We start from the raw sequence: 15,975 nt of genomic DNA, 5'->3' as shown, positions 1-15,975 counted from the left end.
AGTTTTTTAATAACTTCACACCCGGTTTTGGTCCAGCAAAGCCCTTGTCAATTGCCAAACAGGGTTAATACCCACCGAGTCGTCTTCAGGCGGAAAGTGGCGACCGTCTGCGACAATTTGCGCGTCATAAGCGCATTGTGCACTGCACAACAATATTGCAATGCACAAGGAAATCGCCTATATTCACAGGCATGGAAACACCAGGGGCCGGGGAGCACACGGTCCAACCAGGAGCGAAAACCATGGCAAATACCAAGACCGCAACCAAAACTGCCGATGTCTTCTCTTTCTCCGCCTTCGATCCGGCCAAGTTCTCCGAGAGCCTGCGCGACTTCGCGGAAAAGGGCGCTGCCCAGTCCAAGGACGCCTATTCCAAGATGAAGGTTGCCGCCGAAGACGCTTCCAAGACCGTTGAAGCCACGCTTCAGAGCGCCCAGAACGGCAGCGTCGAGCTTGGCCTCAAGGCTGTCGAGGCACTGCGCACCAATGCCGAACTGTCGCTGTCGCACATGGAAGCCCTGCTGACCGTGAAGTCCGTTGCCGAATTCGTCGAGCTGCAGACCTCCTTCATCCGCAAGCAGGCTGAAGTCACCGTCGAGCAGGCCAAGGCCATGCAGGAAGCCGCCCGCAAAGTTGCCGAAACCGTCTCCAAGCCGGGCAAGGAAGCCGCCGAAAAGGTGATCTCCACCTTCAAGGTCGCCTGAGTTTTTAACTGTATGTTTTGAAGGGCCGGGTTTCCGGCCCTTTTTTATGAAAGCAGCGTGATTTCGCCATCCGTCTTTCCACACCCTCTCTCGTGGTCTGAAAAAAAGGCTTGAAAAATCTTCCCGCTGCTCGTATGTGACGCCTCAAGAACGCTTCGGCGCTTGTGCGGTTGTAGCTCAGTTGGTTAGAGCGCAGGTTTGTGGCACCTGAGGTCAGTGGTTCAACTCCACTCAACCGTACCATTCCTCCCATGAATTCAGAAATATTGCAGAACATCGATCACGGTCGATGTGGAAGAAGCCCCTGTCAAGGGGCGTCTTCATGGTGCTGCGTTCGGCGTCAGGCGCGTTTTCGTGCGTCTCTCATACTGGATCCGCCATAGCCCAGCTGAAACTTGGACAGAAGGTCTTCCAACTGGCTGCTTTCCTGTGCAAGGCCCGCACCGGCGGCGTTCATTTCCTCGACCATGGCAGCGTTCTGCTGGGTGGTCTGGTCCATCTGGCTGACGGCATTGCTGATTTCTGCCAGTCCTGAGGATTGCTCCTGGGCAGCAGCGGCGATGGCTTCCATATGGGCGTTGACCTTGACGATCAGATCCGCAATCGCCTCCAGTCCGGAGCCGGTGCCAGACACAAGTCGTACCCCTTCGGACACGGCAGCCTCGGAATTGGTGATCAGCGTCTTGATTTCTCTTGCTGCACCCGCTGAACGTTGCGCCAGTTCGCGCACTTCCTGCGCCACCACGGCAAAGCCCTTGCCCGCTTCTCCGGCGCGTGCGGCCTCGACACCGGCGTTCAGAGCCAGCAGGTTGGTCTGGAAAGCGATCTCATCGATCACCGAGATGATCTGACTGATCTGGCGGGAGGCGTGGTCGATCCGCTCCATTGCCACAACAGCTTCACGGACGATTGCACCGGATTTATCCGCTTGGGTCTGGGCGTCGCGCGTCACCGTGCGCGCTTCGTTCGACCGTTTCGATGTTGCAGAGACGTTGGAGGTAATTTCCTCCAGAGCCGCGGCGGTTTCCTCCAGGGAGGCCGCCTGCTGCTCGGTGCGCCGCGAAAGGTCGTCCGAGGCTGCGGAGATCTCGGCAATGCCCTGGTTGACCGCCTGAACTGAGGTGTTGACCGTGAGCAAGGCCTGCCGCAACTGGTTGACCGATCTGTTGAAGTCCTCCCGTAGTGCCTCGAATTGCGGGGCGAAGGCTTCATGGATTTCACACTGCATATCGCCATCGGCAAGCCGTCTCAGGCCCATGGCCAGTGAGCCCGTTGCCCGGTTCAGCCTTTCCTCGGCTTCTGCTTCGGCACGTCTCTGGGTTTCCAGACGATCTTCCTCGGCCCGCTGGCGGGCTTGTTCTGCTTCGGTTTCCAACTGCTGGTTCCGGATCGCGTTCTTGCGGAACACCTCGACTGCTCGTGACATGTCGCCGATCTCGTCCTTGCGGTCGGCACCGGTCTCGTTTGCCGCCAGATCGCCATTGGCCAGTCGGCGCATGACACCCACGATCTGTCTGATCGGAGAGACGATCGTCACGGCCATGAATCCCGAGAGTGCAACCATCAGCAGTCCGCCAACCACGGAGAGGGTGAGAATACGTGTCAGACCAGCCAGTGCCGAAGACGCATCCAGCCGGGCGCGTTCGGCAATATGCGCCAGGCTCTTGTCTTCCACGGCCTTCATCGCATTGATGCGCGATGTCGCGGTTGCAAACCATTTCTTGCTGTCAAGATCGCTGAGCTCTGCGGCCTTGCCGTCGCCGATGATCCTGTTGCGAACGGCACGAATGTCTTCAAGGGCAGGAACCTGAAGGGCAGCCCTGTAGCTGGCCTTCAGGTCGTCGTCTTGCAGGTTGAGGAAGTTTGCCAGCAGCGCGTCCTGGGCACCGCCCATCTGCGCAAATTCCGTGAGCCGAGCCGGATCAACCTTGCCTGCCGCGATAAAGCTGTTGCCGATCGCTCGTTCCTGACCGGCAATTTCCTTGGCCCGCATCAATTGATTATAGGCCATCATTTCGGCGGCAACGCTGGAATCCATGCCCGTCATGGCAAGCCAGGAGGCCGTGCCGGAAAGATTGGCGATGATGCTGCTGTAAAATTCGAAGGACTGTTTGCCGTTGACCGAAAGCGTATCGATCTTGCTCCGGAACCCTTCCAGATCCGCCAGCCGTCCCTTGACCTCTGTCAGATTGCTGGCCAGTGCTTGATCCGCCAGATCGGCGACGGCCCGATAAACCTCGGGGAGGTGCTGGAGCGCCTTGTCGGACGCCTGCCGGGCTGCACCGATCTCCCCCGTGCCACTCTTGCCCTGGGACGAAAGGAACCCTGCCGACTGGCCGCGTTCAACCTGCAGTACATGCACAATGGCGCCGATTTCCGTCAAGCTGTCGCTGATTGCAACAATATCGTTCATATGCTGGTAGGAGGTCCAGAACTCCACGACCTGCAGGGACGCCAGATAAAACATGGCGAACAAAGGCGGCAGCACTGAAAGCCAGAGCCGCTTCGAAATGGAAAGGTTCGTAAAACGCATGATGATCCCCCGTCTCCGATCATTAGACGGTTATGTTTCGGATTGGCGAAGGATATGTTTCTAATATTACTATAAGTTAAATGGCATTTGTAATATCCCGGCATGGTTTGGTTGCCGCGGCAAAGCCGCACTACCCTGGCTCCCCGGGGCATGACAGGCGCTCCCTCCACTGCTAAAGCGTAATTCTGCCGGAGCAAAACAAAGATGGAAAAGCGCTCCCAGGGACAGATTTTCTGCGTCCTGTATGCAATAGCGGACAAAGCTCCTGCAGGAGCCTGTCCATAATCGTGGATGGTCTTTTTTGTCGGGTTTCATTCTGCCGCGTCTTAATAGCTGGTGCCGCACCCTGTTCCGTCTGGAGCGTGATCTGCACAAGGACAGCTATATTCCCGAAATCGATGTGCTGCGGGCGCTCGCCGTTGTTGCCGTGGTGCTTTATCACGCCGGCGTTCCGGTGCTGCGCGGCGGCTTTCTCGGGGTGGACATTTTCTTTGTCATCAGCGGCTTTCTGATCGCCCGCATCTATGCCCGCAGTGGCGTCACCTATTCGGCTTTGGTCTTCTACCGGCGGCGGTTTCTCCGCATTATTCCGGCGCTGGTCGCGGTGATCCTGCTGATCCTGCCCTTTGTCTGGCTGGTCAGCTTCGATGCGATTTTCAGCCAGTATCTGCGCAGCGGGCTCTATTCCCTGCTTTTTGTGGCGAATTTCGATTTCTGGAACCATGTCGATTACTTCGGCCCGACCAATGACGAGGTGCCGCTCCTGCATGTCTGGAGCCTCTCCGTCGAAGAACAGTTCTATCTGGTTGCGCCGCTCATTCTTTTCTGTCTCCGGCGCTTTCGCTCGCGCAGCGGCGTCATTGCCGCCGTTCTGATCCTCGGCAGTCTGATCTTGAGCCTGCTGCTGGACCGGCTGGCGCCCGATGCCGGTTTTTTCCTGATGCCTGCCCGCTTCTGGGAACTGGCGGCAGGCGCATTGATTGCCTTCATCGCCTGGCGGCCGCGCCTGACAAATGGGTTTGCCGGGGCGCTCGGTGTCGTTCTGCCGGTCCTCATGGCTCTTCTCTTCGCGGTCTACAGTGAGGATCGCGATCTGCAGACGCTGGGGCGTCTGGCTGCGGTGGTGCTGGCGGCGCTTTATCTTCTTGTGTTCGGCGAGGGGGGTTACCGTTCGCCGCTGGCAGGTTTTGCGCCGCTGCGCGGCCTCGGCAAGATCAGCTACAGTCTCTATCTCTGGCACAATCCCCTGCTGGCGCTGATCAGCCTGCAGGTGTTCCGGTCCTCCTCCCCGCAATTGGTTGCCGGGACTGTCGTGCTCGCTGTCCTGCTTGCCATCGTCAGCTACGTCATGATCGAAAATCCCTGGCGGCTGGTGGGGCGTAAGGTCAGTGCAGGACAGGCGCTCGTTTCCTCCAGCATTGCTGCGCTCATGATCCTGCTGATGATCGGTGTGCCTTTCTATCTGGCCAGCAACGGGTTCCGCGCCGATGAGCGGACCCGGCTGGTTCTGGAACAGGCCCAGACCCCGGTGCCGAAGCCTTACCAATCGCGCTGTTTCCTGGAGGCCAAATCCGGCATCCTCTCTTTCCCGGATGCCTGCAAGAGCGCGGTGACGGCGCAATCCACCCTAGTCTGGGGTGACAGTTTTGCCCGGCATCTGTCCTACGGGCTGCGCACGGTGCGGAACGATGTTCAGGAACTGAGCGGGGCCGGATGTCCGCCGGTCATCCATGTCTTCTTCGGCGGCAATCCGCGCTGTCAGGGGCTGAACGACCAGACCCTGGCCGAGGTGATCCGCGCCCATCCGGCGCGGCTGGTGCTAACGGCCTATTGGACGCGCAGCGAGATATATGATGCTTCTCCCGGCGTGGAGGCGACCGTGCGCCGGGTGCGCGAAGCCTCGCCCGAAACCCGGATCATCCTGATTGGCAGTCCGCCGATCTGGCGGCCGAAATTGCCGAGGCTCATCCTGCGGCGCAATCTCGATCTCAATCAGGACGCGGTTGAAAACACCTCATTGGTGGAGGTCGAAGCCTCCGATGCCACGCTCAAGGCGATTGCCGAGCGAAACGGTGCGCGCTTCATTTCGCTGAAGGATATGCTGTGTCACGGCACACTCTGCAGGGCCTGGGTGGACCCTCTGGGCCATCGGGCGCTGGTGACCTTCGATCACGGCCATTTCACCTATGACGGCTCGCTCTTCGTGGCGCGGCAGCTTTCGCTGGATCCATAAGCATTCCCAGGAAAACTGCTGCTTATACCAAGGCTCGAAGATGCTAACGCATCCTCGCCTTGAAGAAATTTCGAATATCTCAAATGCATCAGAGGCTTGAGATATTCGAAAAGGGAATACGAAGTGTCATTTTCAATGACTCTTCCTATTACTTTCCTGGAAATGCTGCAAATCCTATTCGAAAATCGCCCGTTCGGCCTTTACGCTGTCGCTGAGATAATCCACCACGGTGCGGATGCGGGCGATGGCGCGCAGGCTTTCATGATAGGTGGTCCAATAGGCGCGGCGGATGATGAGGTCCGGCAGCACGCGCACCAGTTCCGGATATTGCCGGGCGATATAGGCATGCAGAATGCCGATGCCCGCACCGGAGCGCACCGCCTCCGTCTGGCCGATGGCGGATGAGATTTCAAAGCCGGCATTCCAGTCCCGCAGGATTTCGCCGGTATAGTTCAGCGATGGCGTGAAGATCAGGTCTTCCACATAGCCGATCCGCCGGTGGCGCTTCAGCGCCTCGGCATTGTCCGGCGCGCCGTGGCGGCTAAGGTAATCGCGGGAGGCATAAAGGCCGAGCGTATAATCGGTGAGATGGGCGGAAACGAGCCTGCCCTGTTCGGGCCGCTCCAGCGTGACGGCGATATCGGCCTCGCGCTGCGACAGCGAAAAGGAGCGCGGCACGGGAACCAGTTGCACCTTCAGCTCCGGATGCTGCTCCAGCAAGGGGCCGAGCCGCGAAGCCAGAAAGAAGACGCCGAACCCGTCCGGCGCACCGATGCGCACCGTGCCCGCCACCCGCGCATCCGTATGGCCAAGCCGTGCCTGGGCTTCCAGCATCTCGGTTTCCATGCGCTCGGCGCTGGCCAGAAAGATCTCCCCTTCCGCCGTCAGTTCGCAGCCATGGGTGCGGCGAATGAAAAGCCGTGTCTTCAGCGCATCTTCCAGCGCCGTCAGCCGCCTCGACAGCGTGGCATGGTTCAGCCCCAGCCGCCGCGATGCCGCAAGGATCTGCCCGGTACGGGCCACGCTCAGGAAAATTCTGACATCATCCCAATTCATACTGCTCCCTCAACTTCAATTTACGCACAACGGATGCGTAAATCATCGCGTTGCGTTGTGCAAATTAAAGTCGGATACTCCCCTCCATAAACAAGGAGGATACCCATGTATCAGGTCGGTCATTTCATCGGCGGCAAGCATGTTGCCGGCACGTCCGGGCAGACGCAGCCCATTTACAACCCCGCTACGGGCGAGATTCAGGGTGAGGTTTCGCTGGCCAGCGCCGCCGAACTGAACGCTGCCGTGGAAAATGCCAAGGCCGCCCAGCCGAAATGGGCCGCCACCAATCCGCAGCGTCGCGCCCGCGTCTTCATCAAGTTCGTGGAACTGCTGAACCAGCACATGGATGAACTGGCAGCGCTTTTGTCCCGCGAACATGGCAAGACCATCGAAGACGCCAAGGGCGATATCGTTCGCGGCCTCGAAGTCTGCGAATTCGTCATCGGTATTCCGCACCTGTCGAAGAGCGAGTTCACCGAAGGTGCCGGGCCCAATATCGACATGTATTCGATCCGCCAGCCGGTTGGCATCGGCGCGGGCATCACCCCCTTCAACTTCCCGGGCATGATCCCGATGTGGATGTTTGCCCCGGCCATCGCCTGCGGCAATGCCTTTATCCTCAAGCCGTCCGAGCGCGATCCGTCCGTGCCGATCCGCCTGGCCGAACTGATGATCGAGGCTGGCCTGCCTGCCGGCATTCTCAATGTCGTCAACGGTGACAAGGCTGCTGTCGATGGCCTGCTGACCCACCCGGATATCGGCGGCATTTCCTTCGTCGGTTCCACGCCGATCGCCCGCTATGTCTATGGCACGGCGGCCATGAACGGCAAGCGCGCCCAGTGCTTCGGCGGCGCCAAGAACCACATGATCATCATGCCCGATGCCGATCTCGACCAGGCCGCAAATGCGCTGATGGGTGCGGGCTACGGCTCTGCCGGCGAGCGCTGCATGGCGATTTCCGTGGCCGTTCCGGTGGGTGAGGAAACCGCCAACCGCCTGATCGAAAAGCTGACGCCCATGGTCGAATCGCTCCGCATCGGCCCCTATACCGATGACAAGGCCGATATGGGCCCGGTCATCACCAAGGCCGCGCGCGAGCGCATTCTCGGCCTGATCGACAAGGGTGTGGAAGAGGGCGCTAAGCTCGTCGTCGATGGCCGCGGCTTCAAGCTGCAGGGCTATGAAAACGGCTATTTCGTCGGGGGTTGCCTGTTCGACAATGTCACGCCGGAGATGGACATCTACAAGACCGAAATCTTCGGTCCGGTGCTCTCCGTGGTGCGCGCCAAAAATTATGAAGAGGCGCTGTCGCTGCCGATGAAGCATGAATACGGCAATGGCGTTGCCATCTTTACCCGCGACGGCGATGCCGCCCGCGATTTCGCCAGCCGCATCAATATCGGTATGGTGGGCATCAATGTGCCGATTCCGGTGCCGCTGGCCTATCACTCCTTCGGCGGCTGGAAGGCCTCTGCCTTCGGCGATCTCAACCAGCACGGCACGGACGCCATCAAATTCTGGACCCGCACCAAGACCGTGACGAGCCGCTGGCCGTCCGGCATCAAGTCCGGCGCGGAATTCGTGATGCCGACCATGAAGTGATATCGGGCGCGGCATCCGTGAACATCGATTTCGAGAAAGGCTCCCGTTTGGGGGCCTTTTGTTTTGGAGTCAGTGCATGTAGTAGATGATGGTGATGTAACCTGAAATTGCGTCCCTCTTTTCAGGGATGAGCTTGGGAAAAACCTGTGAATTTTGGAATTGTTCAAAACTGCAAATGACACTATATAAGGATGCGAAGAGCGAAGGAGTGGCCGAATGCGCCTGACGAAGCAGACCAATTATGCCGTTCGCATGCTGATGTATTGTGCTGCCAACAAGGACAGCCTGAGCCGCATTCCTGAAATCGCCAAGGCCTATGGTGTCTCCGAACTGTTCCTGTTCAAGATCCTGCAGCCCCTGAACAAGGCCGGGCTGGTGGAAACGGTGCGAGGCCGCAATGGCGGCGTGCGCCTTGGCCGTCCGGCGGAAAAGATCAGCCTGTTCGACGTGGTGAAGGTCACCGAAGACAGTTTCGCCATGGCGGAATGCTTCGAGGATGACGGCCAGGTGGAATGCCCGCTGGTGGATAGCTGCGGCCTGAACTCGGCGCTGCGCAAGGCGCTGAACGCCTTTTTCGAGGTGCTGATGGACTACAGCATCGACGACCTCGTCAAGGCCCGCCCGCAGATCAACTTCCTGCTGGGTCTCGAGGATCTGAAACAGGTTCCGGCCCCGGCGGCCTGAGTCCCGATAAGCAGCAGATGTTTCAAGCGCCCGGTTCTTGTGCCGGGCGTTTTGCTGTCCGGGTTTCTGGCGGGAAAGCTGCTATACAGGCTTGCTCGAAGTGTTTTATACCGCGTGTTCTAAGCCAAGCCTTGAGGAGGATTGCCATGAGCCTGCCCACCGATGCCAGAACACCCCTTGCCATTATCGTCATGGGGGTTAGTGGCTGCGGCAAAAGCTCGATTGGCGAGGGGCTGGCAGCGCGGCTCAAGGCGCCGTTTCTGGAAGGAGACAGCCTGCATCCCGAAGCCAATGTCGAGAAGATGGCCAAGGGCACGCCGTTGACGGATGAGGACCGCTGGCCCTGGCTGAAACTGATCGGGGAACGCATGCATGCGGCGCTGGAGAAGGGGCAGACGATCATCGTGTCCTGCTCGGCGCTGAAGAAGAGCTACCGGGACCTGCTGCGCGAGGCGACAGGCCACCGCACGGCCTTTGTCTATCTGGAGGGCTCGAAGGACCTGCTGACCCGGCGCATGGGTGAGCGCACCGGCCATTTCATGCCGGTCAGCCTGCTGGAAAGTCAGCTTGCCACCCTGGAAAACCCCAGCAGCGAGCCGCTGGTCGTGACCATCGACATCGACCGCAGCATCGAAGACATCGTCGATGCTGCGGTTGATGCGTTGGCTAGCCTCAAGCCTTGAAGCGCTCGGGCCGCCAGGCGGTGATGTCGAGGAAGGGCTTTTCACCGCACATGGCCTCGGCAATCAGCCGTCCCGTGACCGGTCCCAGCGTCAGTCCGTGATGGGCGTGGCCGAAGGCAAACCACAATCCCTTGTGGCGCGGCGCCCTTCCGATCACCGGCATCATATCCGGCGTGCAGGGGCGGGCGCCCATCCAGGGCTCCGCATCCAGCCGTTCGGCCAGCGGGAAGATAGTGCGGGCCACGGCTTCGGCGCGGGCGAGCTGCACCGGCGTTTTCGGCGCATCGCGATCGGCGAATTCCGCGCCCGTGGTCAGCCTGATGCCCTTGCTCATCGGTGCCAGGAAATAGCCGCGCTCCTTGTCCATCGTCCAGTTGTTCAGCACCGCATTGCCCTGCGGCGCATAATGCATGTGGTAGCCGCGCTTGACGCCGAGCAGGAAGCGGTAGCCGAGCGGGGCCGTCACCTCATCCGACCACGGCCCGAGCGCCACCACCAGTTCCCCGGCCTCCACGGGGCCGGTTTCGGTCTGCACCTGCCAGCCTGCCCCATGCTGGCGCAGGGACTTGGCGTCGCCCTTGATGAAACGTCCGCCCAGGCTTTCGAAATAGCGCAGATAGGCCATGGTGAGCCCGTGCGGGTCCTTGACCGACCAGGGGTCTTCCCATTTCAGGCCGCCGATGAAGACATCCTTCAGATGCGGTTCTTCCGTGGCCAGCGCCTGCTGATCGAGCTTGCGGAACCGGATGCCATAGTCCCGCGACAGCCGTTCGGCCTCGGCATATTCCTTGTCGCGCGCCGCTTCACTGCGGAAGGCTTCCAGCCAGCCATCCTTGCGGATCAGGTCTTCCGCCCCCGCGGCCTTGATCAGCACGTCATGCTCGCTGACGGAATGTTCGATCAGCGGCGCATAGGCCTTGGCAATGGCCTCATGGCGCGCTTTGTTGGAGTTCCACCAATAGGAGGAGAGGAAGGGCACCAGCTTCGGCAGGGCGCGGGCGTGGTAATGCGCATCGATGCGGTTGTTGAAACCATAGCGCAGAATAAGGTTCCATTCCTGCGGAAAACCATAGGGCACGACGCCTTCGCGCTGGATCAGCCCGGCATTGCCGAAGGAGGTTTCCTCCCCCGGTCCGCGGCGGTCGATCAGTACGACGGATTTGCCCCGGCGGGCGAGGTGAAGGGCGGTGGACACGCCGATGATCCCGGCGCCAAGAACGATTACATCTGCGGACATGGAGAAACCTGTCATAAAGAGCTTGGACTCCTATTGTGCGACGCACAGCCGCAGATAGGAAACCAAGTTGCCCGTTGGCACAGGATTTTCAGCCGAAAACCTTTCCGGTTGCGCAATCCTGCATCAGCGACCATGCAAAAGCCGTGGCTGCGGCGCAAACAAAAAATCGCCGCAGTCACAAAAATCCGCCCTTACAGCGCCGTGCGCCATATATGGCGTACGGCGCTGTAGCGCTTTAAGTCTGCTGCATAATTTTCACCTTAAATCCACTCCGATTTAAGGAATTATGCAGTCGCTTTTCAAGGAGAGCCGCCCATGGAGCCCCGCATCAAAACCCGTCCGGTCGGCGCAACTGCCGTGCTCGGCAGAACGGGGTTTCCCGCCATCACCTCCGCCACCGGCGGTGAACTCACCATCGTCACCGGGCCGTCGCAGGCGGGCTTCAATCCGCTTGATCTGCTCCATGCCTCCTTGGCCGCCTGTCTCACCATGAGCGCCCGGATTGCTGCAAGCGAAATGGGGGTGATGGACCGGATCGAGGAGATTTCCGCCGCTGTCAGCGGTGAAAAGGCAAAGGACGGCAAATCCCGCATTGCCCGCTTCGACATCCGCCTGACGATCCGGGGCGAGATCGACGAGGCCACCCGGCGGGAGATTGCCGAGCGGGCCGAGCAGGAGATCTGCACCGTCAGCAACACCATCACCTCCGATCCGGTGCTGGAGATGACGGTCTTATCCTGACCATTATCTGCCGCAGGTGAGCCGGATGGTCTGCGGCACGATCAGTCCGGCAAAGTAGCGGTGATCGGGATCAGCCGCTACATCTGTCCGGCACTTGCCGTCGTCATCGCCTCTGATCTGCAAGGGCGCGGTCTCGGCCAGCCGGAAGGCCGCCTGGAAATCGGGATCATGAATGTCGAGGCTGACGCCTCTGCCGCGCAGATCGACCGAGCCTGCAAGATTGAAGGCAAAGGTGACCGTGACGATGCCGCCGGCAACGCTGGCGTTGAAATCCGCCGGCTCCAGCCGCGCCACCCTTTGCCCATCCATGCTCAGCCGCGAGAAATAGCGGGTGGGGCCGAGGTCGGCGATCAATCGCTGCCCCAGGTCCAAGCTTTCCATGCCGTCCAGATGGCCGTCGCCATTGCGGTCGTAAAGCCGCATCAGCGTAGCGCTGTAGGCGGCGTCAAAGGTCAGGCTTTCGCCAATCCCGGTCAGCACGCCACGCTTCAGGTTGAACAGCACCCTGAGCGTGATGGCGATATCCGGATGCGCCGTGGCGGGGAGGGCAGGCAGCAAAAAGCCGCCAAGCAGCGTGGCGAGAAGAAGGCGCATCATGGGTGCTGCTCGTTGCTGAAGAGCGGCCTTTGCGGGCCGATCCGGTCGAAGGCCTTCAGCACCGGGGCAAAGCCCGGAAACGCCTCGCTGGAGACGACGGGTTGCGAGAAAGGTGGCGGGGTCAGTTCCGTTTGGCGGGAGGCCATATAGGCGCCGCCATAAAGCGCGCCGATGGCCAGCAGCCAGCTTCCGGCAATGCGGCTGGCAATGCCGGTCCAGCCCTGTTTGAACAGCGATGCCGCAAGTGCGACGATGAGAATGAGCCATAGCCCGGCCAGAACGGAAAGCGGCGGATAGCGGATATCATGCAGGCCGGGGTTGGAAAAATCTGCCGCCAGCGCCAGCAGCGCGCCAAGCCCCAAAAGAAGTGGCAGGCCGGGCCAGAAGCGCAGTCTGGGGGGCAGAACCAGGATCAGCCCGGCAAGAAGACAGGCGAGCGGCCCCACGAGGAAGAAATGCGTCGGCGCGCCGGGTAGCGCCTTCAGCAGGGTGATCAATGCCTCCTTGAAAGCAAATCCCGCTGCCGTTCCAAGCGCCAGCGCCAGAAAGGCGGGGATCCGGCGCAGCGCCTCAAGCTGGCCGATGATCATGCCGGCACCGATCAGCGGCAACAGCCGCTCTGCCGTCAGCACCGGTTCCAGCAGCCAGAAGGCGGACGGAACGCTCCGCCACTGGCTCCAGAGGAGATGGAAGCAAAGCGCAAAGGCGCCGAGCATCACCATGGCCAGCGCCAAAAGGCGAAGCCAGCCTTCTACCCTCCGTTGCGCGATTTCCATCATGCCACGAGGAAATAGAGGCCACCCAGCGCGATCAGCCCTCCCGGTACCCGAAGCAGATTATTCCCCAGCGCCCGCTGAATACCAAGTCCGAGGCCAATCCCGGCAAGATGGATCAATCCTGTGGCAATCACGAAACCGATGGCGAAATCCGCCGGATCGGAGGCAACCGGCAATTCCGCGCCATGGGCATAGCCGTGGCAGATGGCAAAAAGGCCGATGACCGTCAGCGCCAGCCATTCCGGCGGTCGCCAGACGAAGGCGATGGCGGCACCCAGCACCAGAATGGAAAGCGCAATGCCCGTCTCGATGGCAGGCAGTGGCACACCGGCGATGCCCAGAACACCGCCCAGCACCATGATCAGCGGAAAGGTGATCGGCAGGGTCCAGACATTGCGCCCACCCATCTGCGCACCCCAAAGCCCGACGGAAAACATCGCCAGAAGGTGATCGGCACCTGACAGCGGATGTTCGAAACCCTGAACGAACCCGCCCGCGCCACCCTGGGTAATATGGGCTTCCGCCACGCCGGGCAGCATCAGCGCCAGCACCGTGCAGGCCGCTGCCAGAACCTTGCTGTCGAAACCCTTGCGCGGATATCTGTCCATGATCTGCTCCCGTTCTCATTTTCTGGGTGTCGGAATCGGACGCAAGAGTAAACGCAAGCCGCTTCCTTGGCCATGGTTTTCCACTCATCGGGTCCGATGTCCCAATCCGGTCGCAAATCGGCTTTTCCATGGCGCGCTGAACGGGGTAAGGAAAGACCCGCCGACAAGACGAGGAGCCCGCATGATGGAAAGACCAAGAATGAGCAAGACTGTTCGGCGGCTTCTGCAGCTTTGCCTGGTTGTCTGCGCTTTTATCATCCCGGGCGTGGCGGAAGCCCATGTCCTGGGCGGCCCCATGGGCGGCTTCGGCAGCGGTTTCGAACATCCGCTGCTGGGAGCGGATCATTTTCTCGCCATGCTGGCCGTGGGGCTTTGGGGCGCGCAAATGGGCGGGCGCTCGGTCTGGACCTTACCGGCCACCTTTCCGCTGATCATGTGCGTGGGGGGTGTCATCGGCATGATCGGGCCTTTGCCGGACTGGTCGATTTCCGCAGGCATTGCCCTGTCGCTTCTGGCGCTCGGGCTTTCGATCGCGCTGGCCTGGTGGGCGCCCGAATGGGCTTCGCTCGGAATCATTGCGCTCTTTGCGCTCTTCCACGGTTATCCGCACGGGCAGATCGCGCCCTCGGCTGCCGATCCGGCAGCTTATACGGTGGGCTTCGTGGTGGCGACCGGCATGATCCATATTCTCGGGATCGGGCTGGGCTATGGTCTCGGCAGGCTGTGGAACGGGCTTTTGGTTCGGGGTCTGGGAGGGGGGATCGTGCTGGCCGGGATCTATTATCTGGTCAGCGGCCAGATTTGAGAAAACCTCCGTCCGGGCAAATCTTTTGCCCGGACGGAGAGCGAGGGGGCTTACATCTGCTCGCTTTGCGCGCCGCTGTTCGGGCGGGCGGGTCCGAGCACCGGTTCTTCGCCCATGGATTTCATCGGCATGGATTTGAACGTGCCCTTGCCATCGATGGACGGTCCTTCCGACCAGCGGCCCGGGGCCGGTTCGCTGCCATCGGCCATGAAGCCCAGATAGGCGTAGCTGAACTCCTCAAGTTCCTGCTCCTGCGGGAAGCTGTTGGGAATGGGGAAGGCGCCACGGGTGCCGCCCAGTTCCTCCAGCGCCGCCATCCACTGGTTCTGGTGCATGGTGTCGCGGGCGATCAGATAGGAGAGCATTTCCTTCATGCCCGGATCATTGGTCATTTCGTAAAGGCGGACCGCCAGCGTCCGCCCGGTGGATTCGGCGGCAATATTGGCGGTCATGTCGGCGGCGATATTGCCGCTGGCATAGATATGCGACATGTCGAAAGGCACGCCGTCGGAATCGACCGGCATGGCCGAAAGGCCGGATGAAAGCAGGTTTTTCAGGTTGAGCCCTCCAAGGATCGCCCCGCCCACCGGATCGGCGGCCACCTCTTCCTTGAGCTTCAGCGGAGCGCCTTCCAGGTTCAGTGCTACCGCCGTTGCCAGCATCTCGATATGGCCAAGCTCCTCTGCCGCCGTGTTCATCAGCAGGTCGCGGAATTTCGGATTGCCGCGGGCGCCGCACGCCTGGAAGAAATATTGCATGGCCACCCGGATTTCGCCTTCCACGCCGCCAATGGCCTGTTGCAGGGCACGGGCGAAAAGCGGGTTTGGCGTTTCCACGCGCACTGGAAACTGCAGCTTGCCATCGGTGTAGAACATCAACTCTCTCCTTCTGTTGGTGTGCCGGCCCAACACACCGTCTGGTAGAAAGGTTCGTTCGAGATCCAATTTTTTGTCGCCACCGAAAAAGCGCCTGTCGCAGGAACAATAGAGCGCCAGCCCGGTTGGCAGGCCCAGGAGATCATCGGGCAGCCGACGCCTGAGGGCCGATAACAGGAGGAAAACCCCATGCACCGTCGTCACATCATTCAGTCTCTTGCCGTCGCCGGAGCGCTTCCGGCTTTTCTGGCCGTGCGGACTGCCTCGGCCCAGAGCCCTGCTTCGCTGGGAGAGAACGAGAAGAAGCACGCCGAGGCCACGAAGCGCATCGGCAGTCTTTCGCTTTTGACCAGCCGGCTTGCCGAGGGGCAGGCAAACGACGCCATGGTCAAGCAGTTCGCGAAGTTCGAGGTGGCAGAGCAGGAAACCATTGCCGATATCCTGAAATCCATGGAAAGCGGCGGCAAGGTGGAAGGCGCGCTGAAACCGCCGAGCGACAGCGAGGCTGAGGCTATGCTCGACCCTGAGGGCAAGCCTGCTCTGGAAAAACTGCGCGGCATGAAGGGGGCCGATTTCGACAAGGCCTATGTGAAAGCCCAGCTCGAAGGCCATCGCAAGCTGCTTGCCGCCCAGGAGGACTATCTGAAAGTGGGCGACAACCGCGAACATCTGAGCGTGACGAAACTCGCCCGCGGTATGATCCGGGAGCACATCGATCATCTCGAAATGCTGCAATCCAGGCTTGGCTAGGGTGTGTGGACATTCGGCTTTGGGCGTGGCGAAAACGGTGATTTTCGAGAACCGGAGCGGAGTGTACTTGAGTACATGAGCACCGGAAGCG

Annotated in this window: 15 protein-coding genes and 1 tRNA gene; 9 read left to right on the top strand and 7 right to left on the bottom strand. The window is 60.5% G+C overall.

Annotated elements, in window-relative coordinates; genetic code table 11:
* Window positions 1-242: 242 nt before the first annotated feature.
* Together QO005_RS22265 and QO005_RS22260 are read left to right on the top strand one after the other, a co-directional pair.
* Entirely contained in the window at window positions 243-704 is a 462-nt protein-coding gene (locus QO005_RS22265; RefSeq protein ID WP_307160226.1) for a phasin, read from the top strand.
* Between the two features lie 166 nt (window positions 705-870).
* Window positions 871-947: transfer RNA gene (locus QO005_RS22260), tRNA-His, on the top strand.
* Between the two features lie 97 nt (window positions 948-1,044).
* On the opposite strand, the gene QO005_RS22255 is transcribed toward QO005_RS22260, so the two are convergent.
* Window positions 1,045-3,237, bottom strand: coding sequence for a methyl-accepting chemotaxis protein (locus QO005_RS22255; RefSeq protein ID WP_307160225.1), 2,193 nt, complete (start codon window positions 3,235-3,237; stop codon window positions 1,045-1,047).
* A gap of 301 nt (window positions 3,238-3,538) precedes the next feature.
* Between QO005_RS22255 and QO005_RS22250 the strand changes: the two genes are divergently transcribed.
* Window positions 3,539-5,470 carry an acyltransferase family protein gene (locus tag QO005_RS22250; RefSeq protein ID WP_307160224.1) on the top strand — a complete coding sequence of 644 codons (1,932 nt, stop codon included), beginning with the start codon at window positions 3,539-3,541 and terminating at the stop codon, window positions 5,468-5,470.
* 174 nt (window positions 5,471-5,644) lie between these two features.
* On the opposite strand, the gene QO005_RS22245 is transcribed toward QO005_RS22250, so the two are convergent.
* Window positions 5,645-6,526 carry a LysR family transcriptional regulator gene (locus tag QO005_RS22245; protein ID WP_307160223.1) on the bottom strand — a complete coding sequence of 294 codons (882 nt, stop codon included), beginning with the start codon at window positions 6,524-6,526 and terminating at the stop codon, window positions 5,645-5,647.
* 105 nt (window positions 6,527-6,631) lie between these two features.
* Here QO005_RS22245 and QO005_RS22240 point away from each other — a divergent pair, with 105 nt between their 5' ends.
* The 3 genes from QO005_RS22240 (at window position 6,632) to QO005_RS22230 (ending at window position 9,495) form a co-directional block, all read left to right on the top strand.
* On the top strand, window positions 6,632-8,128 hold the full coding sequence (locus tag QO005_RS22240) for a CoA-acylating methylmalonate-semialdehyde dehydrogenase (RefSeq protein ID WP_307160222.1): 1,497 nt from the start codon (window positions 6,632-6,634) through the stop codon (window positions 8,126-8,128).
* Window positions 8,129-8,344: 216 nt separating this feature from the next.
* Complete coding sequence (gene rirA / locus QO005_RS22235) at window positions 8,345-8,812, top strand: iron-responsive transcriptional regulator RirA (protein WP_307160221.1); 468 nt, start codon at window positions 8,345-8,347, stop codon at window positions 8,810-8,812.
* 146 nt (window positions 8,813-8,958) lie between these two features.
* Window positions 8,959-9,495: a gluconokinase gene (locus QO005_RS22230; protein WP_307160220.1), complete on the top strand. Its 537-nt coding sequence runs from the start codon at window positions 8,959-8,961 to the stop codon at window positions 9,493-9,495.
* On the opposite strand, the gene QO005_RS22225 is transcribed toward QO005_RS22230, so the two are convergent.
* On the bottom strand, window positions 9,485-10,732 hold the full coding sequence (locus QO005_RS22225) for an NAD(P)/FAD-dependent oxidoreductase (RefSeq protein WP_307160219.1): 1,248 nt from the start codon (window positions 10,730-10,732) through the stop codon (window positions 9,485-9,487). The two genes, QO005_RS22230 and QO005_RS22225, sit on opposite strands and share 11 nt — an antisense overlap.
* Window positions 10,733-11,047: 315 nt before the next feature.
* Between QO005_RS22225 and QO005_RS22220 the strand changes: the two genes are divergently transcribed.
* On the top strand, window positions 11,048-11,473 hold the full coding sequence (locus QO005_RS22220) for an OsmC family protein (RefSeq protein ID WP_307160218.1): 426 nt from the start codon (window positions 11,048-11,050) through the stop codon (window positions 11,471-11,473).
* Between the two features lie 3 nt (window positions 11,474-11,476).
* Here QO005_RS22220 and QO005_RS22215 read toward each other — a convergent pair whose 3' ends face one another.
* From QO005_RS22215 to QO005_RS22205, 3 genes are read right to left on the bottom strand one after another with little or no spacing between them, the layout of a single operon-like run.
* Complete coding sequence (locus QO005_RS22215) at window positions 11,477-12,070, bottom strand: DUF1007 family protein (protein WP_307160217.1); 594 nt, start codon at window positions 12,068-12,070, stop codon at window positions 11,477-11,479.
* Window positions 12,067-12,792 (bottom strand): hypothetical protein, encoded by a 726-nt coding sequence (locus QO005_RS22210; protein WP_307160216.1) that lies wholly within the window; start codon window positions 12,790-12,792, stop codon window positions 12,067-12,069. The genes QO005_RS22215 and QO005_RS22210 overlap by 4 nt, the downstream gene beginning before the upstream one ends.
* A 53-nt stretch (window positions 12,793-12,845) precedes the next feature.
* Window positions 12,846-13,454, bottom strand: a complete 609-nt coding sequence (locus tag QO005_RS22205) for a HupE/UreJ family protein (protein ID WP_307160215.1) — start codon at window positions 13,452-13,454, stop codon at window positions 12,846-12,848.
* 199 nt (window positions 13,455-13,653) lie between these two features.
* On the opposite strand from QO005_RS22205, the gene QO005_RS22200 reads away from it, so the two are divergent.
* Entirely contained in the window at window positions 13,654-14,259 is a 606-nt protein-coding gene (locus QO005_RS22200) for a HupE/UreJ family protein (RefSeq protein WP_307160214.1), read from the top strand.
* 50 nt (window positions 14,260-14,309) lie between these two features.
* Here the strand turns inward: QO005_RS22200 and QO005_RS22195 are convergent, their stop codons facing one another.
* The gene (locus QO005_RS22195) at window positions 14,310-15,134 is read right to left on the bottom strand and encodes a manganese catalase family protein (RefSeq protein ID WP_307160213.1); all 825 of its coding nucleotides are present in this window, start codon (window positions 15,132-15,134) and stop codon (window positions 14,310-14,312) included.
* Between the two features lie 189 nt (window positions 15,135-15,323).
* Here QO005_RS22195 and QO005_RS22190 point away from each other — a divergent pair, with 189 nt between their 5' ends.
* Window positions 15,324-15,884: a DUF4142 domain-containing protein gene (locus QO005_RS22190; RefSeq protein WP_307160212.1), complete on the top strand. Its 561-nt coding sequence runs from the start codon at window positions 15,324-15,326 to the stop codon at window positions 15,882-15,884.
* Window positions 15,885-15,975: the final 91 nt, after the last annotated feature.

This window comes from Allorhizobium paknamense (assembly GCF_030815125.1).
GTDB lineage: Bacteria > Pseudomonadota > Alphaproteobacteria > Rhizobiales > Rhizobiaceae > Allorhizobium > Allorhizobium paknamense.
This window is presented reverse-complemented; position numbering and strand designations above follow the sequence as displayed.